Source organism: Solidesulfovibrio alcoholivorans DSM 5433 (assembly GCF_000702665.1).
GTDB lineage: Bacteria > Desulfobacterota > Desulfovibrionia > Desulfovibrionales > Desulfovibrionaceae > Solidesulfovibrio > Solidesulfovibrio alcoholivorans.
Map to the genome: position 1 here is coordinate 160,845 of NZ_JNJA01000004.1, position 22,856 is coordinate 183,700.

19 protein-coding genes and 1 tRNA gene are annotated in these 22,856 nt (G+C 66.9%); 10 read left to right on the forward strand and 10 right to left on the reverse strand.

Annotated features, from left to right (window positions below):
- The first annotated feature begins 93 nt into the window (after positions 1–93).
- Complete coding sequence (locus tag Q368_RS0109175) at positions 94–4,539, forward strand: DEAD/DEAH box helicase (RefSeq protein WP_029458771.1); 4,446 nt, start codon at positions 94–96, stop codon at positions 4,537–4,539.
- Positions 4,540–4,549: 10 nt separating this feature from the next.
- On the opposite strand, the gene Q368_RS0109180 is transcribed toward Q368_RS0109175, so the two are convergent.
- The 9 genes from Q368_RS0109180 to Q368_RS0109220 form a co-directional block, all read right to left on the reverse strand.
- The gene (locus Q368_RS0109180) at positions 4,550–5,284 is read right to left on the reverse strand and encodes an N-formylglutamate amidohydrolase (protein WP_029458772.1); all 735 of its coding nucleotides are present in this window, start codon (positions 5,282–5,284) and stop codon (positions 4,550–4,552) included.
- Complete coding sequence (locus Q368_RS0109185) at positions 5,250–6,515, reverse strand: carboxylate-amine ligase (RefSeq protein WP_029458773.1); 1,266 nt, start codon at positions 6,513–6,515, stop codon at positions 5,250–5,252. The genes Q368_RS0109180 and Q368_RS0109185 overlap by 35 nt, the downstream gene beginning before the upstream one ends.
- Positions 6,512–7,981, reverse strand: a complete 1,470-nt coding sequence (locus Q368_RS0109190; protein WP_029458774.1) for a RimK family protein — start codon at positions 7,979–7,981, stop codon at positions 6,512–6,514. The genes Q368_RS0109185 and Q368_RS0109190 overlap by 4 nt, the downstream gene beginning before the upstream one ends.
- Positions 7,959–8,726, reverse strand: a complete 768-nt coding sequence (locus Q368_RS0109195) for a C39 family peptidase (protein WP_052360109.1) — start codon at positions 8,724–8,726, stop codon at positions 7,959–7,961. The genes Q368_RS0109190 and Q368_RS0109195 overlap by 23 nt, the downstream gene beginning before the upstream one ends.
- Positions 8,727–8,962: 236 nt before the next feature.
- On the reverse strand, positions 8,963–9,943 hold the full coding sequence (gene fliM, locus Q368_RS0109200) for a flagellar motor switch protein FliM (protein WP_029458776.1): 981 nt from the start codon (positions 9,941–9,943) through the stop codon (positions 8,963–8,965).
- A 156-nt stretch (positions 9,944–10,099) separates the two neighbouring features.
- A complete protein-coding gene (locus Q368_RS0109205; RefSeq protein ID WP_029458777.1) occupies positions 10,100–10,684 on the reverse strand; it encodes an outer membrane beta-barrel protein in 585 nt (194 codons plus the stop codon).
- A 330-nt stretch (positions 10,685–11,014) separates the two neighbouring features.
- Complete coding sequence (hypB, locus tag Q368_RS0109210; RefSeq protein ID WP_029458778.1) at positions 11,015–11,677, reverse strand: hydrogenase nickel incorporation protein HypB; 663 nt, start codon at positions 11,675–11,677, stop codon at positions 11,015–11,017.
- A 12-nt stretch (positions 11,678–11,689) separates the two neighbouring features.
- Complete coding sequence (locus Q368_RS0109215; RefSeq protein ID WP_029458779.1) at positions 11,690–12,040, reverse strand: hydrogenase maturation nickel metallochaperone HypA/HybF; 351 nt, start codon at positions 12,038–12,040, stop codon at positions 11,690–11,692.
- 59 nt (positions 12,041–12,099) lie between these two features.
- Positions 12,100–12,783 (reverse strand): DUF554 domain-containing protein, encoded by a 684-nt coding sequence (locus Q368_RS0109220; RefSeq protein WP_029458780.1) that lies wholly within the window; start codon positions 12,781–12,783, stop codon positions 12,100–12,102.
- A gap of 113 nt (positions 12,784–12,896) precedes the next feature.
- Between Q368_RS0109220 and Q368_RS0109225 the strand changes: the two genes are divergently transcribed.
- Positions 12,897–12,983: transfer RNA gene (locus Q368_RS0109225), tRNA-Leu, on the forward strand.
- 287 nt (positions 12,984–13,270) lie between these two features.
- A complete protein-coding gene (locus Q368_RS0109230) occupies positions 13,271–13,906 on the forward strand; it encodes a DUF2238 domain-containing protein (protein ID WP_084158734.1) in 636 nt (211 codons plus the stop codon).
- Here Q368_RS0109230 and Q368_RS23070 read toward each other — a convergent pair.
- Entirely contained in the window at positions 13,891–14,280 is a 390-nt protein-coding gene (locus Q368_RS23070) for a hypothetical protein (protein WP_043785484.1), read from the reverse strand. The two genes, Q368_RS0109230 and Q368_RS23070, sit on opposite strands and share 16 nt — an antisense overlap.
- A 341-nt stretch (positions 14,281–14,621) precedes the next feature.
- On the opposite strand from Q368_RS23070, the gene Q368_RS0109240 reads away from it, so the two are divergent.
- The 7 genes from Q368_RS0109240 (at position 14,622) to Q368_RS0109275 (ending at position 22,644) form a co-directional block, all read left to right on the forward strand.
- On the forward strand, positions 14,622–15,506 hold the full coding sequence (locus Q368_RS0109240) for a formate dehydrogenase accessory protein FdhE (protein ID WP_029458782.1): 885 nt from the start codon (positions 14,622–14,624) through the stop codon (positions 15,504–15,506).
- 1 nt (position 15,507) lies between these two features.
- Complete coding sequence (locus Q368_RS0109245; protein ID WP_029458783.1) at positions 15,508–16,218, forward strand: formate dehydrogenase accessory sulfurtransferase FdhD; 711 nt, start codon at positions 15,508–15,510, stop codon at positions 16,216–16,218.
- Positions 16,215–16,826, forward strand: coding sequence for a molybdenum cofactor guanylyltransferase (mobA, locus tag Q368_RS0109250; RefSeq protein ID WP_029458784.1), 612 nt, complete (start codon positions 16,215–16,217; stop codon positions 16,824–16,826). Before Q368_RS0109245 ends, mobA begins: the two co-directional genes overlap by 4 nt.
- Positions 16,823–17,827, forward strand: coding sequence for a GTP 3',8-cyclase MoaA (gene moaA / locus Q368_RS0109255; RefSeq protein WP_029458785.1), 1,005 nt, complete (start codon positions 16,823–16,825; stop codon positions 17,825–17,827). Before mobA ends, moaA begins: the two co-directional genes overlap by 4 nt.
- A gap of 13 nt (positions 17,828–17,840) precedes the next feature.
- Entirely contained in the window at positions 17,841–18,701 is an 861-nt protein-coding gene (locus Q368_RS0109260) for a transposase (RefSeq protein WP_029458786.1), read from the forward strand.
- A gap of 163 nt (positions 18,702–18,864) precedes the next feature.
- Entirely contained in the window at positions 18,865–21,909 is a 3,045-nt protein-coding gene (gene fdnG / locus Q368_RS0109270; RefSeq protein WP_156955675.1) for a formate dehydrogenase-N subunit alpha, read from the forward strand.
- A gap of 12 nt (positions 21,910–21,921) precedes the next feature.
- Positions 21,922–22,644: a 4Fe-4S dicluster domain-containing protein gene (locus Q368_RS0109275; RefSeq protein WP_029458789.1), complete on the forward strand. Its 723-nt coding sequence runs from the start codon at positions 21,922–21,924 to the stop codon at positions 22,642–22,644.
- Positions 22,645–22,856: the final 212 nt, after the last annotated feature.

Sequence of the window (22,856 nt, forward strand, 5' to 3'; positions counted from 1 at the left end):
GCACAAATTGTATAATATACATGAATAATTGATATATTTTAAAGAAGCGGAAAGGGCTTTGCCAAACACGGCCCGGGAATTTACCCTGCCGCCATGCTGCCGTTGCCCTTTGATCCGCGCATCGCGTCCTGGTTCGCCGCACATGTCGGCGCGCCCACGGATATCCAGGCGCGCGCCTGGCCGCGCATCGCCGCCGGCGAGCACGTGCTCGCCGTGGCCCCCACGGGATCGGGCAAGACGCTGACCGCGTTTCTGTGCGCCCTGGACCGGCTGGCCACGGGCGCGTGGCCCACGGGACGGGTGTCCGTGGTCTACGTGTCGCCGCTCAAGGCCCTGGGCACGGACGTGCGCACCAATTTGCTTGCGCCCCTGGCCGGGATTCGCCGCGATTTCGAGGCCGCCGGGCAGACGCTGCCGTCCCTCCGGGTCGCCATCCGCAGCGGCGACACCTCCTCCGAGGAGCGGCGGCACATGCTGCGCAAGCCGCCGGAAATCCTCATCACCACGCCGGAATCCTTGAATCTCCTGCTCTCCTCGCGCGGCGGGCGGGGCATGCTCGGCGACGTGCGCCTGGTCATCCTCGACGAGATCCATGCCGTGGCTGGGAGCAAGCGCGGGGTGTTTCTGCTGACCGCCGTGGAGCGGCTGGCACTGCTTTCCGGCGAATTCCAGCGCGTGGCCCTTTCGGCCACGGTCACGCCGCTGGCCACGGTTGCGGCCATGGTCGGCGGCTTCGCCCCCGCGCCGGACGCGTCCGGCGCGCTTGTGCCGCGCCCGGTCGCCATCGTGGCGAGCGAGGCGCAAAAGCGCATGGAGGCGCGCGTGCGGCACGTGCCCTGGCCCGAGGGCGACCGCACGGGCGGGCGCGTCAAGGCCGTGGCCGCCGACCTGCGGGAGCGCATCAAGAGAAACCGCGCGACCCTCGTATTCGTCAACAACCGCAAGCTGTGCGAAAAGCTCGCGCGCCTGATCAACGACGGCGACGAGGGCACGCTCGCCTACGCCCACCACGGCTCCCTGTCGCGGGAACTGCGCCAGTCCGTGGAGGCGCGCCTCAAGGCCGGGGAACTGCGCGCGGTGGTGGCCACCAAATCCCTGGAACTTGGCATCGACATCGGCGCGGTGGACGAGGTGGCGCTCGTCGAATGCCCGCCCACGGTCAGCGCCGCCGTGCAGCGCATCGGCCGCAGCGGGCACGGGGTGGGCGAGACCAGCCGTGGGCTTTTCCTGCCCACTTCCGAAAAGGACCTGCTGGAAGCGGCGGTCATGGCCCGGGCGGCGCACGCGCGCGACATCGAGGCGCTTCGCCCGGTGCTTGCGCCGCTCGACGTGCTGGCGCAGATGCTCGTGGCCATGTGCGGCGTCGAGGCCTGGGGCGTGGACGCGCTTTACGACGCCGTGCGCCGGGCCTGGCCGTACCGCGACCTGTCGCGCACGGCCTTCGACCTCACGCTCGGCATGCTGGCCGGGCGCTACGGCGCGTCGCGCGTCCGCGAACTTTCGCCGCTGGTCGCCATCGACGCCGTGGACGGCACGGTCGCGGCGCGCAAAGGCGCGCTCATGCGCCTTTACGCCTCGGGCGGGGTTATCGCCGACCGGGGGTACTACGCCCTGCGCCGCGCGGACAGCGGCGCGCGCCTGGGCGAGCTCGACGAGGTCTTCGTCTGGGAGGCGCGCCTGGGCCAGCTTTTCGCTTTTGGCGCGCAAAACTGGCGCGTCGAGCGCATCACCGACGCCGACGTCTTTGTTTCACCCGCGCCCGAGGGCAGCGTACCGGCTCCGTTCTGGCTTGGCGACCCCCACGGCCGCGACCGCCATTTTTCGGGCCTGCTCTCGGATTTCCTGGAGCAGGCCGACACGCGCCTGGACGAGCGGGGCTTTGCGGCCGCGCTGGAAGCGGAATGCTTTCTCGAACCGGACGCGGCGCGGGCCCTGGTGGATTTCCTGAAAAGCCAGCGGGAAGCGACCGGGACCGGCCTGCCCCATGCCCGGCATCTGGTCGTCGAGGTCACGGCCACGGGACCCGGCGGCGCGCCGGGTTCGCAGGTGCTTCTGCACGCGCCCCTGGGCCTGGCCGTGACCGCGCCGCTCGGGCTCCTGCTCGAAGCGGCCCTTGGCGACACGCTGGGCGAAAGTGCGCCGGTCTACGCCGGCAACGATTGCGTGGCCATCACCCTCCCGGGCGAGGTCGCGCCAGAGCGCATTCTCGAACTGCTCGCCCCGGAGGAGACGGCGGCGCGGCTGCGCGCCCGGCTCGAGGGCTCGGGCTCCTTTGGCGCGGCCTTTCGCGAGGCCGCCGGCAGGGCGCTGCTGTTGCCCCGCGACGGCTTCGGCAAGCGCCAGCCGCTTTGGATCACGCGGCTTCGCGCGCGAAAGCTCCTGGCCGCCGTGGCCGGCTACGGCGACTTTCCCATGGTGCTCGAAGCCTGGCGCACGTGCCTGGCCGACGCCTTCGACATGGAGGGGCTGCGCGCCTTCCTTGCCGGCGTGCGTTCGGGCGCGGTCGCGGTCAGCGTCGTGCGCACCCGGGTGCAGAGCCCCTTTGCCGCGGACCTCGTCTGGCGACACGTCACGGAATACATGTACCTGACCGACGCCGGCACTGCCGCCGGCCCGACGTCCGCCCGGCCCGACCTCGTGGCCGAGGTGGCGCGCGCGCCGTCGCGGCCGAGCGTGCCGGCGCATATCGCGCAGGCGTTCGTGGCCAAGCGCCAGCGGCTCTTTCCGGGCTATGCCCCGTCCGGCGCGGCGGAGCTGCTCGAGTGGCTCAAGGAGCGCGTGGTCGTCACCGAAGCCGAATGGGCGGCGATGCTCGCGGCCATGGCCCGGGACCACGGGGATGCGCCCGAGGCGCTTGCCGAGGCCTTGCAGCCGCGTATGCGCCGCCTCGTCGCGCCGGGCGACGGCAGGCCCCGTGTCGTCGCCCTGGAGCGGGCGGCGGACGTGGCCCTGGCGCTTTACGGCGACGCCGCCCAGGCCTTGGAAGGCGCGTCCGGGCGACCCAAGGCGCGCAGGGGCAAAAGTCCGACGCAGACCCCGGAAGAAGCGGCGGCCCTGCGCGAAGGGCTGCTCGTGGAATGGTTTTCCTTTTACGGCCCGCTCTCCCTGGCGGAAATGGCCGGACTGCTTGGCATGGACCACGCTTCCCTGGCAGGGGCGGCCGAGGACATGGCCGCGGCCGGACGTTGGCTGTCCGGCGCGCTCGTTACCGGCGAAGAGGGCACGCTCTGGTGCGACGCGGCCAATTTCGAGACCCTGCTGCGTCTGGCCCGCGCCGCCAGACGGCCGGGGCTTGCGGCCGCGCCGGCGGAGCGGCTGCCGTATTTCCTGGCGCTGTGGCAGGGGCTCGCCACGCCGGCCGACGACGCGGCCGGCGTGGCCGCGCGCCTGGAACAGCTCGCCGGTTTGGCGCTTCCCGCCGCGCTGTGGGAGACGGAAGTCCTGCCCGCGCGCTGCCGCGCCTACGATCCGGCCTGGCTCGACGCGGCCCTTGCCGCGACAGGCTTCGGCTGGTTCGGGGCCGGGACGAAGAAGGTCGTCTTCATGCATCCGGACGACCTCGATCTGGCCGGCTTTTCGCCGCCCAAACCGGGCGCGGGGTTTTTTCCCGATCCCCGCGCGCGCTACGATTTCGCCGCGCTGCTCGACATCACCGGCCTTTCGCCCACGGAACTGGCCACGCGGCTCTGGGCCGCGACCTGGAAGGGCGACGCGGCCTGCGACGCGCTGGCCGTGCTGCGCCGGGGCGTGGCCACGGATTTCACGCCCGAGGCCCCGTTTTTCGAGGCCTCGCGCGGCGGGCGGCGCACGGTGCGGCGCACGTCCCAGGCGCGCTTCGCCGCGAGCCTGCCCGCATCCGGTTTATGGGGGTTTTTGCGCGTTCCGGTTCCCCCGGACGATGCCGTGGGGCGCGAGGAGCTGGCCATGGACCGGGCGCGCGTGCTCCTGGCGCGCTACGGCGTCGTCTGCCGCGACATGCTCGCGCGCGAAGCGCCGGCGTTCGTCTGGCCGGGTGTTTTCCGGGCGCTGCGGCGCATGGAGCTTTCGGGGGAAGTGGTCTCGGGCGAATTCTTCGCCGGCCTGTCCGCGCCCCAGTTCGCCACGGCCAAGGCCGTGCGCCTGCTTGCCGCCGGCCTTTCGGGAACGCAGCCCTGGTGGTGCGCCGGGCGCGATCCCTGCGCCCTGTGGGGCTTCGGCGCGCCCGGCGACGGCGTGGCCCTGCCGCGCCGGGCGGCGGGCTGCGCCGTGGCCTTCGTCGGCCCGAGGCCCGTGCTGGCCCTGTCCGCCGGCGGCGGGCGCATCGAAACGGTCCTCGCCCCGGACGACCCGGCCTTGCCGGCGGCGCTCGCGCCGCTTGAGAACCTGCTCGTCCGGCGCACCCTGCCCGAACCTCGCGTGGCCGTTGCGACCCTAAACGGCCGTCCTGCCGGGGAGAGTCCCTTCCTGCCGCTTCTGCGCCAGCGGTTCGAGGCCGTGCGTGAACGCAATGGCCTGACGCTCTTCAAGGGGCGCGGCCCGGCCGTAGGGGCCGGCTCGTAAGGTGGCAGGCTCACGCCTCCCCGGCCGGCACGCAGACGGTTTCCCGGCCCATGGCCCGCAGGAGCGCTTCGGCCAAGTGGTCGTTGATGCTCGCGAGCGCTTCCTCGCCGCCCCGGGCAAAGCGCTGGTTCACTTCCAGTTCCACGCCGAGATAGGCCTCGCCGAAGCGGCGGCGAAGGGCCGTGACCAGGCCGTCCGTCACCCCGCGGTAGGGATAGTTGCGCCGCAGGATGAGGTCGCCGTCCAGGCAGCGCAGCTCGCGCAGCCAGCGGCTGCAAAACGTCTTTTCCGCGGCGCGCTCGGGGTCGTAGAGAAAGCCCACATCGCAGTGGCGCACGACATCGCCAAGGCGTGGCGTGAAGCTGTGGCTGGCGATGTGCAGCACGCACCTGTCCGTGGCGCGAAGCGCGGTGACCTTGGCAATCACGGCCTCGCGGTGGGGAACGTAGCAGGTCGCGAGGATTTCCAGGCGGGTCCGGCGGGGAAGGAACTTGGTGATGTCCGAAAAGAGGCGGGGATGTCCGATGCTGCGGTTGTGGTCGGCAAGCAGGCGCGTAAAATCCACGGACAAAAGCGGCGCGCCGGCCGCCCGGGCGAGGGCCTCGGCCGTGGCCAGCGCCCCGAGGTCGTAGCCGCGGTGCGAGGCGAGCAGGTCCTCCCTCCCGGCAAATAGCGGGAGGTATCCGGGCGGCACGGCGTTGCCGGCGTGCTCACAGGTAATAAGCGGCGCCCAGCAGTCCGACATTGAACGGCTCGTTTTTTTCCAGGCAGTCGCACAGCCTTTCGTAGACGCCGCGGATGTTGACGGGCCGCATGTCGCCATCAAGGGCGGCCAGGATGCGCCGGGCCAGGCTCGACTGGTCCACGAGCACGGGCAGGGGCTTGTCCCAGGCCGGGTCGTAGTCCATGGCCGGCAGGCAGCTGTGGGTCAGCCGTCGCCAGATGACGCGGGCCGGGATGTTCGAGGGCGCGTAGACCCCGAAGAGCTTGGCGTATTCCTGGGGCACCATCGTGCGGCCGGCGTTGCGGATGGTGTTCTGAAAGACGGCCGCCAGCTCCCGCGTGTCCCAGGCCTTCTGCTCCGCGTAGGTGGACCAGCGTTCCTCCACGAGGCCCTTGAGCGCCGCCGTGAGCACGCCGGCCAGGGCGAGGTCGGCGCAGGGGCACTCCTGGGTGTCGAGGACGCGAATCTCGATGGTGGAGCGGTCGAAACGGGCGATGGCCCCCCTGGCGTTTAGGAACTCGTCCTGGAGCACGCCGGCCGGGTCGAGCGGCGCGATGTCCCGGTACATGGGTGCGAGGATGCGCTCGCGGTATTCCTGTTCCGAGGAGACGTCCTCCGGGACGACCGCGGCCATGACCGAGGGCACGCGCGCGGCGTTGTGGGAATACTGCTCCATGCGCGCGTCGAGGAAGCCGGTCGCCTTGCCGTCGAGCAGCGGCGAGGACGCGGCCAGGGCCGGCATGATGGGCAGCAACACCCGGATGGCGGCGTGCAGCCGGGCGAATTCCTCGTCCCCGCGAAAGGGGAGGTTGATGTGCATGCTTTGCAGGTTGGACCAGCCGTGCCCCTTGCAGTCGAAGACGGCGTCGAAGGCCTTGTAGATCTCGCCGTATGCGTGGGGCCAGAGCACGGTTTCGGACTGGGGATTCATGAACGGATGCGCGCCCGTGGGCATGAGCCGCCCGCCCATGGGCGCAAGCAACGCGTCGGCCATGGCCACGCCCTCGGCGAACTGGTCGGCCAGGCCGACCAGGCTTTTGGCGGGCTTTGAGACCTTCATCTCCAGCACGTGGTTGACGAGTTCGTTGGACCAGGTGAGCGCGCCCATGTCGACGTCCGCAACGCCTTCCTTGCGGGCGGCGGCGGCAAGCAGCTTGTCGGCCACGGGCAGCACGCGAAGCGTGCCCCGGTCCACGATCATGTATTCGATTTCGATGCCGTAGGCGGAAAAAAGAGGTCTGGCCCGGCTCATATATTCAGGCTCCCGGTTTTGCGGCGTTCTATGCGTTTGAGAAACACTTCCACCACGCGGAGGTACAGCTCGTCCTGGAGGACTTCGTCCTCGAACCCGGCGTCGATGTTCGGGTTGTCGTTGACCTCGATGACGTAGACCTTGTTGCCCACCTGCTTGAGGTCGACGCCGTAAAGGCCGTCGCCGATGGCGTCCGCGGCCTTAAGCGCCGTGGAAACGACCTTCTTGGGGACCTTGCCCACGGGCAGGGTTTCCACGCGGCCGTAGATGTCCTTGCCGCTTTTGCCCTTGCGCAAAATCTGCCAGTGCCCGGCGGCCATGTAGTACTTGCAGGCGAAAAGCGGCCGGCGGTCGAGGATGCCGATGCGCCAGTCGAAATCCGAGGGCAGGTATTCCTGGGCGATGACCAGGTCGGATTTGGCGAGGAGTCGCCGGGCTTCGCTGACCAGGACGTCGGATTCGCGCACGAGCACCACGCCCTGGGAAAAGGCGCTGTCGGGCTGCTTGAGCACGCACGGCAGGGGCAGTTCCTCCAGGATGTGGTCGATGTTCTTGCAGTGGGCGATGACCGTGCGCGGGGCCGGAATCTTGTGGCGCGCCATCAGTTCGGCCAGATAGACCTTGTTGGAGCAGCGCAGGATCGATTCCGGGTCGTCGATGACCACGAGGCCTTCGGCCATGGCCTTGCGCGCCATGCGGTAGGTATGGTGGTCCACGTTGGTCGTTTCGCGGATGAAAAGCGCGTCGAATTCCGACAGGCGGTTGGAATCCTCGCGGGTGATGAGTTCCACGCCGACGCCGAGGGTTTCGGCGGCCTTGACGAAGCGCTTGAGGGCCTTGGCGTTCGACGGGGGCCGCGTCTCCTCGGGATCGTGCAGGATGGCGATGTCGTAGCGGGACACGGGCCGCTTGGGGATGATGAGCTTTTTGCCGGCGAAATACTCCGTGGACACGGATTCGGCGAAGTCGCGTTCCTCGGGCGGGATGTCCTTGACCGACAGCGGCGAGACGTTTTGCAGCTGCCAGCCGTTTTGAAACGACAGGTCGGCGCGCAAAAACGGCGATGGAAAGAGCTTGAACAGCCGTGAGGCCAGCTGTTCGAGGCCTTTTTCAGGAGTTTTTCCGAAGTAGGCGGAAAAGCTCAGTTTCTCTGGTAGATGTTCGGCCAGGGCCTTGGCCATCACCTCCTCGAGTTCGTCGGAGGCGAGGCGGATGATGCCTATGGACTTCATGTCCTGGATGGCCGTTATGGATGGCACGGGCTTGTGTCCGCGCGCCTCGGCCAGAAGCGACACGTAGTAGCCCATGGATTGGTAACGGTAGGAGCGGCAGATGTTGATGATCTTGACGCCGCGGAGGCCGGTGAAGGTTTCGTCGGTAAGATAGGCCCGGGCCGCAACCGGCTCCACGCCGGAAAAAACCAGGGAACAGTCCTCGGGGTTTTCAATGACCACCAGAACGGACACGAGAGGAGGCTCCTTTTTTGCCGCCCTTGGGCGCGGCGTTCTTGCGGGGCGAGAGCACGAGCAGGTTGGCGTCACGGGTGATGATGCCGAGCATGACGGCGCATACGAGGTGGTTGAGCGTCACTTCGTAGTACTGGCCCTCGCTAAGGGGATTGGGCAACAGCGGATCGGCGATGTGTGCGGTGCGGTTTTCCCGGTCGTAGCCGCCGATGACCACGAAATGCCCGGAGGGCTCGCCACGCAGGTCGTCGTAGACCGTCCTGCCGTCCGCGTCGTCGCGTTCGCGCGCGGTGCGGTAGAGGTAGGTGGCGGAAAGCCCGGCCAGGATGGGCCGGTCGCGCTTGAGGATGTCGCGGATGAGCCCGGCGGTGAGGTCCTCGAAACGGACCTCGCCGCCCTGGCGCAGGAAATCCAGCATGGCGTCGGTGGTGGCTTGCAGCCGCGAACTGCGCTTCACGCGGCGCTGGCGGGCCAGCTTGTCGGCGAGGTCGACGCCGTGCGTGCCGTTGAACCACGTGATGTCGAAGACGGTCAGGTCAAAGGTGTAAAGCCTCGCCGCATAGCCCCGGCGCAGGGCGTGGCAGCCGAGCCAGGCGGCCAGCGTGCCGCCTCCGGGCAGGGTCGTGGTCTCGGCGATGACCGCGGACAGGGCCACGTCGTCCCCGTAATAGCGGTAGATGGCTTGCAGGCAGGTGGGGCCGCAGGTGGTGTCGTCGGGCTGGGCCCCGATGGGTATGTCGAGCATGGAGCGCACGGGTTTGCCAACTATCACGGCCCATGGGGGTTGGCCATGGGCGTTTTATGACGATTTTACGGATTTGTGCCGTGATGGCAAGTCGTTAGGAAAATGTGGCATCTGCTGGGAGGGCACGGGAAAACGCGCGATGCGGGGAAGGATCGCCTGCATCCCGGCGGGAAAGGCCGCCTCGTCCCGGTTGCTGTCGGGAAAGCCTTGCAAAACCGTCATGGCCGGCCGGCCGTTTATTCGAAGTGGATTTCCTCTTCCTTGACGATCTGGAAGGCCTTGTTGGACTTGACGAGGCCCGGGATGCCCCGGAACTTGCGCACGCCCTGGATCTCGGCGTCGAGCAGGTCGTCCACGTCGTTGTCGAGCATGATGATGTCCCCGGGCTTTAAGGAAAGCAGCTGGCGGCCGGTGATCTGGGAGCGGCCGAAGCGCACGAGCATCTCCACCGGGGTCTCCATGAGCCGCTCCTTGAAGCGCGCGATCCAGGCGTGGTCCACTTCCAGGCGCTCGGTCTGGAAGGAGGCGTAGAGCTTGGTGCGGATGGGCTCGATGGTGGCGTAGGGCAGGCAGACGATCAACGAGCCGATGGCGTTTTCCAGCTCCACCTCGAAGGTGACGACGATGACCACGTCGCTTGGGGGCACGATGGCCGCGAACTGGGGGTTGACCTCGCTGCGCACGAGCTCGATATGCACCTCGTGCACGGGTTGCCAGGATTCCTCCATGTTTTCCAAGGCGATTCGCACGACCCTGTTGATGATGGCCTGTTCGATGGGTGTGAAGTCGCGACCCTCGATCTTGGGTTGCGAACCGGCCCCGCCGAAAAAGCTCTCCACCATGGCGAAGACCAGGCGCGAGTCCACGACGAGGATGGCGTTGCCGCGCAGGGGGTCGAGCTTGAAGATGTTGATGGAGGTGGGCACGGGCAGGGAGCGCATGAAGTCCCCGAACTTGGACATGTCGATGGAGATGGGGTTGACGTCGGCGCGCTTGCGCATGGCGTTGGCCATGGCGTTGGAGGCCAGGCGGGCGAAGCGGTCGTTGATGATTTCGAGGACCGGCATGCGGCCGCGGATGATGCGGTCCTGGTTGGACAGGTCGAAGACCACGACCCCGGAGTCGTCCTCCAGGATGTCGTTTTCCGCTTCGATCTCGCCGCCGGAAAGTCCGCGCAGCAGCGCATCGACTTCGTCCTGATCGAGAATCTTGCTCATGTCCCCACCTTTCGACCGTTAACCCTTTGACTATAGGGGCGTCGCCCCGAAAAGGAAAGGGGCGTAAACGCGAACCGGCCGCTGGCGAGGCGGCCGGTCGTATCCGCGCGGCGGCGCGGCAGGGCATTGGGGGCCGCGGCTGCGGCGACCTACGGCCTAGAAGCTGACGTTGAGGCCTAGCGTGCCGCCGAAGCCGTTGACGCCCTGGTTGTTGAACTGGCCGATGTGCAGGTACTTGACCGAGCCCTTGATGCTCAACTGCTGGGTCAGGGCGTAGCTCGCGCCGAGCTCGCCGTTTTCGGTCACGCTGTTCTCGAAGCCGTTGTAGGGGACCTTGGCGTCGGCCCACAGACCGCCGAGGCCCGCGCCGACAAAGACCGTGGCCGGGCCGGTGTTCACGAAGTGCCAGCGGGCGTTGAAGTTTCCGCCGATGCCACTGGCCGGCGAGGACTTGCTGCCGATGCCGTAGGCGGTCTCGAAGCGCTTGTTCTGGTCCACGTAGACGCCCATGCCTTCCACTTCCACGCCCACGTTGTCGAAGATGAAGTAGGTCAGCGCGCCGCCGTACATGTAGATCGAGTTGACGCGGTCGTTAGTGGTGCCGAAGGCGCTGAAGCGCGGTTCGAAGCTGAAGCTGCCGGCCGCCAGGTTTTGCTGCGCCAGGACCCATCCGGCCGAAGCGGCCAGGATCAGGCAGGCGAACCCGAGGGCCATGAGCATTTTGCGAAACAGAGCATCCATATCCTTCTCCCTGTGCGAACGGTTTGCAATCGCCAGGAACAGATCAATTTCCATGCCAACGACAGGAGAAAGGAATGGTGGTGCTAATTACTTGCTTATGCAGAATAAAGCTCTCCGGCGCTCGGCGGAGACAGAGGAAGAAGCCTGGAGAATCGTGTGATTTTTTCAAACAATGAAACAGAAAGCGCGGACAGGAAAAACCGCGACGCCGGCGCAGACACGTGTTGGAAGGATGCTTTGAACCCGGGGAAATGACTGGTGAACGTGCAGGCGGCGGCAGGGCGCGCCGTCCCGCCCGCGGCCGCGGGCGGGACGGCGGAAGGCGGCGGATCAGACGGCGGCGCGCTTGTCGGCCAGGCGGCGGCGCAGCCAGTCGTACCAGGCGTCGAGGCCTTCGCCGCTGCGGGCGGAAACCGGAAAGACCTCGATGCACTCGTTGAGCACCCGGGCATGACGGCTGGCGCGCTCGAGGTCGAAGTCCACATAGGGGAGCAGGTCCACCTTGTTGAGCAGCAGCGCTGCCGAAATATGGAACATTAGCGGATATTTCTCCGGTTTGTCATCCCCTTCGGCAACGCTAAGAAGCGTGATCTTGAAATCCTCGCCCACGTCGAACTCCGCCGGGCAGACGAGGTTGCCGACGTTTTCGATGAAAAGGATGTCCAGGTCTTCGAGGTCGAGGCTCTTGATCGCTTCCTGGACCTGGGAGCTGGTGAGGTGGCAGCCGCCCTCGGTGTTGATCTGCACGGCCTGCGCGCCGGTCGCGGCCACGCGGCGGGCATCGTTGTCGGTTTGCAGGTCGCCTTCGACCACGGCCATGCGCATTTCCGGGGCCAGGGCGCTTAGGGTGCGCTCGAGCACGGTGGTCTTGCCTGCGCCGGGCGAACTCATGAGGTTCAGGACGAGGATGCCTTTTTTCGCGAAAAAGTCCTTGAGGTCCGCGGCGATGCGGGCGTTGGCCTCCAGGATGTTGCGCACCACGGGAATCTGCATGGCAAGCCTCCGCTATTCGAGTTCGAGGTATTCGATGTAGAGTTCGCGACCGGAGAGCACGGCGTGGCCGAGTTCCTCGCCGCAGGCCGGGCAGGGGGCGAAGGCCGAGGACCCTTCGGGCGTGAATTCCCTGGCGCAGGCCCGGCAGCGCAGCACCACGGGCGTTTCCTCAAGCACGATTTTGGCCCCGGCCAGGCGGGTGTCCATGGTCAGGGCGGTAAAGCCCATCTCCAGGGCCTCGGGCACCACGGCGGAAAGACGACCGTGCTTGATCTTGACGCTGACCAGGGTTTCTTTTCCGTGCTTGGCCATCTCGTCCTCGATGAGGGCGATCAGGCTTTGGGCGATGGAGAGTTCGTGCATGGCGGCATCGGTTTACGGCAAAACGCGGGCCGCGTAAAGGAAGGTTGGCGAAAACGGCGTCAGGTGAAATAGGGCGCGAGCAGCACGGCCACGACCATGGCCGGCAGCAGGTTGGCGACGCGGATCTTGAGCAGCCCCAGCATGTTGAGACCTATGGCCACGATGAGCAGGCCGCCGACCGCCGTGAGCTGGGTCAGGCGGTCCGGGGTGCAAGAGCCCTGGGCGGCCGCGCCGAGATAAACGAGCAGGCCTTCGTAGAGGGCCACGGGCAGGCTCGAGAGCAGGACGCCGGCTCCGTGGGTGGTGGCCAGGATGAGCGCCACGGAGCCGTCCAGGGCAGCCTTGGCGAAAAGGAGCGTGTAATCGCTTTTGAGGGCTTCGTCGAAGGAACCCAGAATGGCCATGGTGCCGGTGCAGAAGATGACCGAGGCGCTGACGAGGCCGTCGGTGAAAAGCGCGTTATCCGAGCGCAGGCGGGCTTTGACGGCGTCGCCGGCACGGGCCATGAGGCGTTCGATGTCGAGGAGTTCGCCGGCCACGGCACCGGCGAGCATGCTGATGACCACGAGCAGGGGGGCGTTGCCGGTCAGGGCCATTTTGAGGCCGATGAGCAGGATGGACAGGCCCAGGGCGTGGAACATGGTGGCGCGCACGCGGTCGGGGAAGCGGCCGTGCAGGGCGAGGCCGAGGAGGCCGCCGGCGACGATGGCCGCGCCGTTGACCAGGGGACCGATGGGGATCATGGGGATGCTCCTTGCCGGCGAGGGCAGGGGAGGGCTACCAGTTCCGGACGGGGGGCACAAGAGGGAAAAGATTTGACAGGCTTGCGCGGGTTCGGCTATATTTCTTAATTCGAGCCGGGATGGCGGAATTGGTAGACGCAGTGGACTCAAAATCCACCGGCCGCAAGGTCTTGCGAGTTCGAGTCTCGCTCCCGGTACCAGCATAATATCAGCGGGTCGCAGTTGGCCAGAAAGGCGCTGCAACCCGCTGTCTTTTTGATTTCAGCTGGTTTGTCCCACTGCTCCCCCCACCAGCCCCTATCCGTACGCGCCCTATCGGGTTTTCCTGTTCGGCCTTGCTCGCCCATGCGAAGGAGCCGTGCCCCGGCTTCCTGCATGACAGCCCCGGAAAAGCCCCATGACGCTGTCTGGGAAAAACGCTACGATCCCACGGTAAACGGGCGGCGGCGACGTTGGCGCGTCCCGCGAGCCGGAGGGCAGAGACATGATGCGACAACGCGCTCAAAGCCGCTTCCCGATCGTCCTTGCGGCGGTTTTCACGCTCTTTTTCACCCTGCTCGCCGTCCACCCGGCGTCGCGGGAGGTCTGGTGGGCGGAAAACATCCCGGTCATGGCCATGTTCGCGCTGCTGGTCGTCACATATCACCGCTTCCGCTACAGCGACACGGCCTACGCCATGATGGCCGTCTGGCTTTTCCTGCACGCCATCGGCGGCCACTACACCTTCGCCAACGTCCCCTTCGGTTTCGTCACGGACCTGTTCGGCTTCTCGCGCAATCATTTCGACCGCGTCGCCCATTTTTCCGTGGGCTTTTACGCCTATCCCCTGGCCGAGCTGCTGACGCGAAAACGCCTGGCCCATCCGACCGTGGCCTTGTTGTTCGGGCTGACCACCATCATGGCCGTGGCCTGCGCCTACGAAATCATCGAGTGGGGCTACGCCGTCCTCGAGGGCGGCGAGGCGGGCGTGGAATTTCTGGGCAGCCAGGGCGACGTCTGGGACGCCCAGAAGGACATGCTCGCGGATACGCTCGGCGCGGTGTTCGCCCTGGCGGTCTTTCGCCTGCGCCGTGAATTTCGCGACACGCGCGGCGCGGCGCGTCCCTCTCAGACCGGGTCGTAGCCCCGGCACAGGTAATGCCGGCGCAACAGCCGCGCGGCCAGGAACGGATAGACGAGCCAGGACAGCCCGAGCGTGGCCACGGCCGCCGCGAGGCAGAGCGCGGCATGGAACCAGGCTCCCCGCCAGGCGAAATACAAGGGGCCGAACAGGAGCGTCCACAACCAGGCGTAGCCGAAACGGATCACGCGCCCGGTCGCCGGGTCCACGAACGCCCGGGCGGTGAAGATGCCGCGCAGGGGACCCTTGGCGTGTTCGTGGGAGTGGTTTGCCCCGAAAGGGAGATCACACACCGGACAGCGGGTTTTGCCCTCGAGGTCGGCGGCGTTGAAGGCGATGCCGCACGCCGGACAGCGGAATACGGTTTCGGCGGTCATGGCGGTTCTCCTTGTCGAAAGCCCGGACGGGAAGAACGGGGTGGACGCGAGAGAATCCCGGAGCCGTCAGGCGGCCCATGCATCGCTTGAAGGAAACCGTATCGGCGCGACGCGGCCGCGTCGGGAGCATCGTGTGCCTTTAGGATAACGCGCGCGGAAAACCCTGGCAATGCGCGCGTCACGATTTGCCGGCGCGCGCGGCGGCGCGGGAATGCCGGCAGGGGAGCCGCATGGCCGGGGTGCCCCGGCTTCGCCCTCTTGCCATTCCCTGCCCCGTCACCATAATGTCACCGTGACCCCGGCGACGCCTTGTTCCCCGGCCGGGGCGCCAAGGAGAATACATGCCCTTCGATCACGCCGCCGCAAGCCGGCTGCTGGAAAAAAAACTCGCGGACATCACGAAGAAAACCGTGCTGCCCGCGCCCATGCTGGTCCTCGTCGCCGCCGCCGCCCGGGCGCAACTCGAAGCGCGGGCGCAGGAGACCGTGACGATCGACGCCGTGGACCTGGAGGACGTCGAGCGGGTGCTGCGCGGCGCGCCCCTGCTCCCCCGCGACGCTTTTCCCCTGGATATGGCCCGGGCGGCGGCGTTTTTCGACGATCTCACGCGCCTGGTCGGGGCGAGCGAACCCCACCTGGCCGAAGCCATGGCCGTGATCCGCGCCGACCGGGAGGCCGGCGCCCTGGATCTGCCCAAGGCCTTTTCCCGTTTTACGGCCGGCGACGATGCCTTTTTCGCCGCCTATGGCGAGAAGACGCCAAGCGCCCCGCGCCTGCTGTCCTTCCTCGTCCAGGCGGCGCTGACGCCGCGTCTGGCTGCCGTGGCCGAGGCCGTCTACGTCCATTTCCCCGAAAACCGCACCTGGAGTTTCGGCCAGTGCCCGGTCTGCGGCAGCCCGCCGCTCATGGCGCGCCTGGTCGGCAAGGTCGGGGCCAGGCATTTGACCTGCTCGTTTTGCCAGCTGGAATATCGGGCCAAGCGGCTCATGTGCCCCTACTGCGGCGAGGAGGAGCACAAGATGCTCGAGGTCTTCACCGCCCCGGACGAGCCCGGGTACGCCGTGCATGTCTGCCTGCGCTGCAACAACTACATCAAGACCACGGACTTTCGGGAGCTGGACCGGCCGAGCATCCCGGTCCTCGACGACCTGGAATCGCTGCCGCTCGACCTCGCCGCACGCAACCAGGGGTTCACGCGGCCGGTGCTCTCGGCCTGGGGGTTTTGACGTGGAGGCGCCGCTGACCCGGGAAATCGCCTGCCGGCGTTTCAAGAACGGCGTCATGCGGCCGTTTTCGGACGACGTGGCAGTGGAGATCCGCGTCCGGCTGCGCCTTGCCGGCTACGGGGAGCGGGAGCTTTTCGCCGCGCCCATCGACCCCGAGGGCCTCGCCCTGGGCCATGCCGCCCTGGACATGCTGCCGCAGGGCCTCGTGCCGGTCGTACGCCGGGCCGAGAGCCTGACGTTCGACCTCGACGCCGTGCCGGACCCGCGCCCGGCCGCCGACCCGGCTTTGCCGCCGCCCGTGGCCGCGCCGGATCTCCTGAGGCTCGTGACGCGGTTTATTGCCGCGCCCGGGCTCTGGGACGGCACGGGCTGCTTCCACCGCGCCGCGCTTTTTGACGCGGGACGCGGCGAATTCCTCACCCGGGCCGAGGACATCGGCCGCCACAACTGCCTGGACCGCCTTGCCGGCTACGGCGTGCGCCAGGGCGTCAGCCTTGCCGGGCAGCTTCTTTTCCTGTCCTGCCGGGTCACGGCCTCGATGATGGAAAAGGCCTTGCGCGCGGGGTTTCGCATGGTGGTCAGCCGCTCGGCCGTGACTGGCGCGGCCTATGACGCGGCCGTGGCCGCGGGCGTCACCCTGGTCGGATTCGCCCGCGACGCCGAAGCGCGTTTCACGGTCTTCACCGACGCCGCCGGCAGGGTGGCGGCGTGAACGCCGCGCCGCAGACGCCGCTCGGCGTGATCCTCGCCGGCGGCAAGTCGAGTCGCATGGGCCGGGACAAGGCCTGGCTCTCGTTTTTCGGCCAGCCCATGCTCGCGCGCGTGGCTTCGGTCGTGCAAAATGTCACCGGCGAGTTGTGCGTCTCGGGCCGCGACCCGGCCGTCTTCGGCATCCACGCGCCCTGGCTGCCCGACGTCCTGTCCGGGCAGGGGCCTGCCGGCGGCGTGCTCACCGTACTCGAGGCAACGGGCCGATCGTGCCTGGTGGTGTCCTGCGACCTGCCGTTTCTGGACGAGGCGACCCTGGCGCGGCTGGTCGCGGCCTGGCGGAATCGTCCGGCCGGGGCGCGCATGACCACCTACCGCATCGCGGACACGGGCTACGTGGAGTCCCTGGTCGCGATCTACGACCCCGAAGGCGCGCCGCTTTTGCGCGAGAGCCTCGCCCGGGGCCAGCGGCGGCTTTCCGCGATTTTTCCGGAATCGTTGCGGTGCCACATCGATTACGACAAGGCCGACCGGGATACGGCGCGGGCCTTTTTCAACGTCAATGCGCCCCCGGACCTGCTGCTGGCCCGGGACATGGAGACCGGGTCATGACAACGACGCACAAACGCCTACGCGACGGGCGGGGCAGGGAAGTCAGCTACCTGCGCCTTTCCGTCACCGACCGTTGCAACCTCAATTGCATGTACTGCCGGCCCAAGGACAAGGTGCCGTTCATTCCGCACCCGGATATTTTGCGCTACGAGGAGATGCTCGACCTCGTGTCGCTCGCGCGCGACCTCGGCATCGCCAAGGTGCGCCTGACCGGAGGGGAACCCTTCGCCCGGCGCGACATCATGGTCTTCATCGAGTCCCTCATGGGCCGCTACCCGGAACTCGACCTGCGCCTGACCACCAACGCGACCATGCTGGCGGGCAAGCCCGCGACCCTGGCCGCGCTCGGCGTTTCGGCCGTCAACATCTCCTGCGATACCCTCGACCGCGAGAAATACGCCCGCATCACGGGCAATGACCGCCTGGACGCCGTGCGCCGGGCCATCGACGAGAGCCTTGCGGCCGGGCTTCGCGTCAAGATCAATGCCGTGGCCCTGCGCGGCATCAACACCGACGAGGTCGCCGATTTCGTGCGCTTGGCCATGCAATTTCCCCTGGACGTGCGCTTTATCGAATTCATGCCCGTGGGCGACGGCAACCTCTGGAAGCCGGAAAACTACATTTCCGCCCAGGACGTCCTGGAACTGGCGCGGGGCGCGGCGGAGCTCACCCTCGAGACCAACCCCCACGAAACGGGCGGGCCGGCCAAGATGCACCGCATCGCGGGCGGACTTGGCCGCTTCGGCGTCATCTCGCCCTTAAGCGACCATTTCTGCGCTTCCTGCAACAGGCTGCGCATCACGGCCGACGGCAAGCTGCGCACGTGCCTGTTTTCCGAACGCGAATTCAAGTTGCGGCCCCTGCTGCGCAACCCCAAGCTGGGACTGCCCATGGTGCGGCGGGTGATCGCCCTGGCCCTTCGCGACAAGCCGCTCGGGTACGAGGTCCTCAACCCCGGCGCGACCCCCGAAGCCCGGGAGATGTCGGCCATCGGCGGCTGAGCGCGTCGCCGCGATGGCCCTGGACATCCGCCGCCACGCCAAGACGGACGCGGGCGCAAGGAAGGTCATCGAACGCCAGTGCTGGCCCGGCGGGCGCACGACGTGTCCGCGCTGCGGCGCGGTAAAGGCCTATGCCCTGGCCGAAGGGCGCATGCGCTGCGCCGCGTGCCGCTACACCTTCCACGCTCTGACCGGCCGTTTCGCCGGGCTGGCCGGGCTCACGCCCCGGCAGTGGCTGCGCCTGCTCGAGCTCTTCGCCGCCGAGGAAACGGCCAACGCCATGGCCGCGACCCTCGGCGTCGCCTACAACACCGCCTACAAGGCCGCCAGCCTCGTGCGGTTGGCCATCCTGGCCGCGAGCTTCGACGGCTTGGCCATCCTGCGCGGACCGCTCGGCCGCGAGCTCGGCTTTTCCGGCAAGACCCTGCGCCCCGTCTCCGCCGACGCGCCGCTGGCCCAGGTGCCGGTCTTCGGCATCCTGGAGCGCGGCGACATGGCCTTCGTGGACTACCTGCCGGACATGACGCCCGAGGACATCCTGCACTTCAACCTGCACTTCTCCCTGCCGCTGTCGCGCCTGGGGGCCATCGTCTTTTCCGACCGTTACCAGCGCTACCAGACGCTCGTGACCTGCGGGGCCGAGGTGCTCACACGCCGTTTCGTCGAGGTGGCCGGGCGCATGCCGGCCGTCGCGCCGCGCCAGGAGGGCTTCTGGGCCTACGCCCGCGACCGGCTCGTGCGCTTCCACGGTGTCACGGCCCGCAAATTTCCGCTCTATCTCAAGGAACTCGAGTTTCGCTTCAACTCCCGCGATAATGATATCTTGCCGATTTTGCTCGCCAATGTCTGCACTTTCGTGCCAGAACTTGCGTAATTCTTTTTTCTTTGACCGTGACTCTCCTGTTTTCTAGTTAATAAGTGACTCTTATTACGGAAGTCTATGTTATTTTTAACTTATGCTAAATTTAGCATAAGAAAGCGGCAAGCTCTCCCGACGGGAGGGGAAACGGCACGCCTGGCGGCGAAGGAGACGAGTTATGGAATGGAACCGGCGCGAGTTCCTCAAGATCGCGGGCGCGACCACGGCCGTGGCCGCGTTCGGCGGGCTGGGCTTCGACCTGGGGCAGGCCCAGGCCCAGGCGGTGGCGCAGGCGGACAAGCTCAAGTTCACGAAACAGAGCACCTCGGTGTGTTGCTACTGCTCCGTGGGCTGCGGGCTGATCGCCAGCACGGACAAGAACGGCGAAGGCAAGGTCGTCAACATCGAGGGCGATCCGGACCATCCGATCAGCGAAGGTTCCCTGTGCCCCAAGGGCGCGTCCCACTACCAGCTCGGGAAAAACGACCGCCGCATCTACAAGGTGCTCTACCGCGCGCCGTACGCCGAGAACTGGGAAGAAAAAAGCTGGGATTGGGCCCTGGACCGCATCGCGCGCAAGGTCAAGGACGTGCGTGACGCGAGCTTCACGGCCAAGGACGCCAAGGGCCGCACGGTCAACCGTTGCGAAGGGCTGGCTTCCGTCGGCTCCGCGGCCATGGACAACGAGGAATGCTGGATCTACCAGGCCATGCTCCGGGCCATGGGGCTGACATACATCGAGCACCAGGCCCGTATCTGACACAGCGCCACTGTAGCGGCTCTGGCAGAGTCGTTCGGACGCGGGGCGATGACGAACCACTGGATCGATCTCGCCAACTCGGATTGCATTCTTATCATCGGCAGCAACGCCGCCGAGAACCATCCCATCTCGTTCAAGTGGGCGCTTCGGGCCAAGGACAAGGGCGCGAAGATCATCCACGTCGATCCGCGCTATACGCGCACTTCGGCCCATGCCGATATCTTCACCCGGTTGCGCTCGGGATCGGACATCGCCTTCTTCGGCGGGTTCATCCGCTATATCCTGGCCAACAACCTGTACTTCAAGGATTACGTCGTCAATTACACCAACGCCTCGTTTATCGTTGGCGACAAGTTCGACTTCAAGGACGGCCTGTTCTCCGGCTACGACAGCGCCAAGCGCGCCTATGACAAGTCGGCCTGGGCGTTCGTCAAGGACGAGAACGGGTTGATCAAGAAAGACCCGACCCTGCGCGATCCCCGCTGTGTGTTCCAGCTCATGCGCAAGCACTACGACCGCTACAACATCAAGGCGGTCTCGGAGATCAGCGGCACGCCCGAGGCCGACCTTCAGCTCGTCTACCAGACCTTCGCGGCCACGGGCAAACCGGAAAAATCCGGCACCATGCTCTATGCCATGGGCCAGACCCAGCACACCGTGGGCGTGCAGAACATCCGGGCCATGTCCATCGTGCAGCTGCTCCTCGGCAACATCGGCGTGGCCGGCGGCGGCATCAACGCCCTGCGCGGCGAGGCCAACGTCCAGGGCTCCACGGACCAGGCGCTGCTCTTCCACATCCTGCCCGGCTATCTTCCCATGCCGACGGCGGCCTTGGAAAGCCTCGCGGTCTACGGCGAGAAAACCACGCCCATGACCAAGGATCCCCAGAGCGCCAATTGGTGGGGCAACCGGCCAAAGTACATGGCGAGTTTCCTCAAGTCGCTCTATCCCGAGCAGGATCTGGAAACGGGCTACGCCTACCTGCCCAAGCTCGAGCCGGGCAAGGACTACTCGTGGTTGTCCATGTTCGACGCCATGCACAAGGGAGCGTTCAAGGGCTTTTTCGCCTGGGGCCAGAACCCGGCCGCGAGCACCGCCAACGCCAACAAGACCCGCGAGGCCATGGGCAAGCTCGACTGGATGGTCACGGTCAACATCTTCGAAACCGAGACCGGTTCCTTCTGGAAGGGGCCGGGCATGGACCCGAAGAAGATCAAGACCGAGGTCTTCTTCCTGCCTTGCGCCGTATCCTTCGAAAAAGAGGGCTCCATCTCCAACTCCGGCCGCTGGATGCAGTGGCGCTACGCCGCCCAGAAGCCCTCGGGCGACACCAAACCCGACGGCGACATCATCTACGAGTTGTTCGAGAAGATCCGCGCCCTCTACGCCAAGGAAGGCGGCGCCTTCCCCGATCCCATCAAGAACCTCAACTGGGACGTGGCCACGAACCACGTCTTCGACCCGCACAAGGTCGCCAAGCGCATCAACGGCGTCTTTCTCAAGGAGAAGACCCTGAAAGTCGGCGACGCGGACAAGACCTTCAAGCCGGGCGATCCCGTGCCGAGCTTCGCGCTGCTTCAGACCGACGGCTCCACCTGTTCGGGCAACTGGATCTATTCCGGGTCCTACACCGACAAGAACATGGCCGCCCGTCGCGACAAGACGCAAACGCCCATGCAGGCCGCCATCGGCCTCTATCCCGGCTGGACCTGGGCCTGGCCTGTCAACCGGCGCATCCTCTACAACCGCGCCTCGGTCGATCCGCAGGGCAAGCCCTACCAGCCGCAAAAGGCCGTCATCGAGTGGAAGGACGGCAAGTGGATCGGCGACGTACCCGACGGCCCCTGGCCGCCCATGGCCGACTCCCAGAAGGGCAAGTACCCCTTCCTCATGCAAACCGACGGCATGGGCCAGCTCTTCGGCCCGGGCCGCAACGACGGCCCGTTCCCCGAGTACTACGAGCCGCTCGAATGCCCCGTGGGCGAACATCCCTTCTCCAAGCAGCTCAACAACCCCACGGCACTCAAGTTCGAGGGGCCGACCGAGGTGCACGCGACCTGCGATCCGCGCTATCCGTTCATCTGCTCCACCTACCGCGTCACCGAGCACTGGCAGACGGGCGTCATGACCCGCAACTCGCCCTGGCTGCTTGAGGCCGAACCGCAGATGTTCTGCGAGATGAGCCCCGAACTCGCCGCGATGCGCGGCATCAGGAACGGCGAAAAGGTCATCCTCGAAAGCACGCGCGGCTCGCTGTGGGCCAAGGCCATCGTCACCGAGCGCATCAAGCCCTTCACGGTCATGGGCCACACCGTTCACCAGGTCGGCGTGCCCTGGCACTACGGCTGGACCTGGCCCAAGCAGGGCGGCGATTCGGCCAACATCCTGTGCCCGTCCGTCGGCGATCCCAACACGGGCATTCCAGAAACGAAGGCCTTCATGGTCAACGTGAAGAAGGCGTAAAGGAGCGATGCCATGAACGGAAAGACCTTCTTCGTGGACCTGTCCCGTTGCACCGGCTGCCGCGGTTGCCAGGTGGCCTGCAAGCAGTGGAAGAACAAACCCGTGGAGCCGACCGAGAATACCGGCTCCCACCAGAACCCGCCCGACCTGTCCTGGCAGACGCTCAAGGTCGTGCGCTTCACCGAGACCACCATCGACGGGAAGTTCCATTGGCTGTTCTTCCCGGACCAGTGCCGGCACTGCCTGGACGCGCCCTGCAAGATGGTGGGCGATTCCGAGGTCCCGGACGCCATCGCCCAGGACCCTGAGACCGGCGCGGTGGTGTTCACCGACAAGACCAAGGGGCTCAATGCCGAAGCCGTGCGCGAGGCCTGTCCCTACGACATCCCGCGCGTCGATCCGGCCACGAAGCTCATGTACAAATGCGACATGTGCAACGACCGGGTCCATGCCGGCATGCTGCCGTCGTGCGTGAAGACCTGTCCGACCGGCACCATGAACTTCGGCGACCGCGAGGAGATGCTGACCCTGGCCAAGGAGCGCCTGGCCAAGCTCAAGCCGGCCTATCCCAAAGCCGAGCTGGTGGACGCCGGGACGGTGCGCTGCATCTTCCTGTGTCCGCAGCCGCCGACCGCCTACTACAAGTACGTCCAGTACGGCGACGCCGGGCCGCGGATGCTCACGCGCAAGGCCTTGTTCGCCAAGGTCCTGCGTCCGCTGCGCGCTTTCGGCTAGCCCCTTGTGCCCTTTGCGGGCGCTGCGCGGTGCAGCGCCCGCAAAGGCGTTGTTGTCCCGCAGACCCGCAAAGGCGGGGCTGCGGGACGATGCACGAGGCCGTTTCCGCTGCCCCGGACCGGCGCGTGTTCCCCTCCGTCCGTTTCGGGAGGCCGCTGCCACGGCCTCCCGGACCGGCCGGTTGCCTCCGGTCGCGGTTGACCGGAACAAAC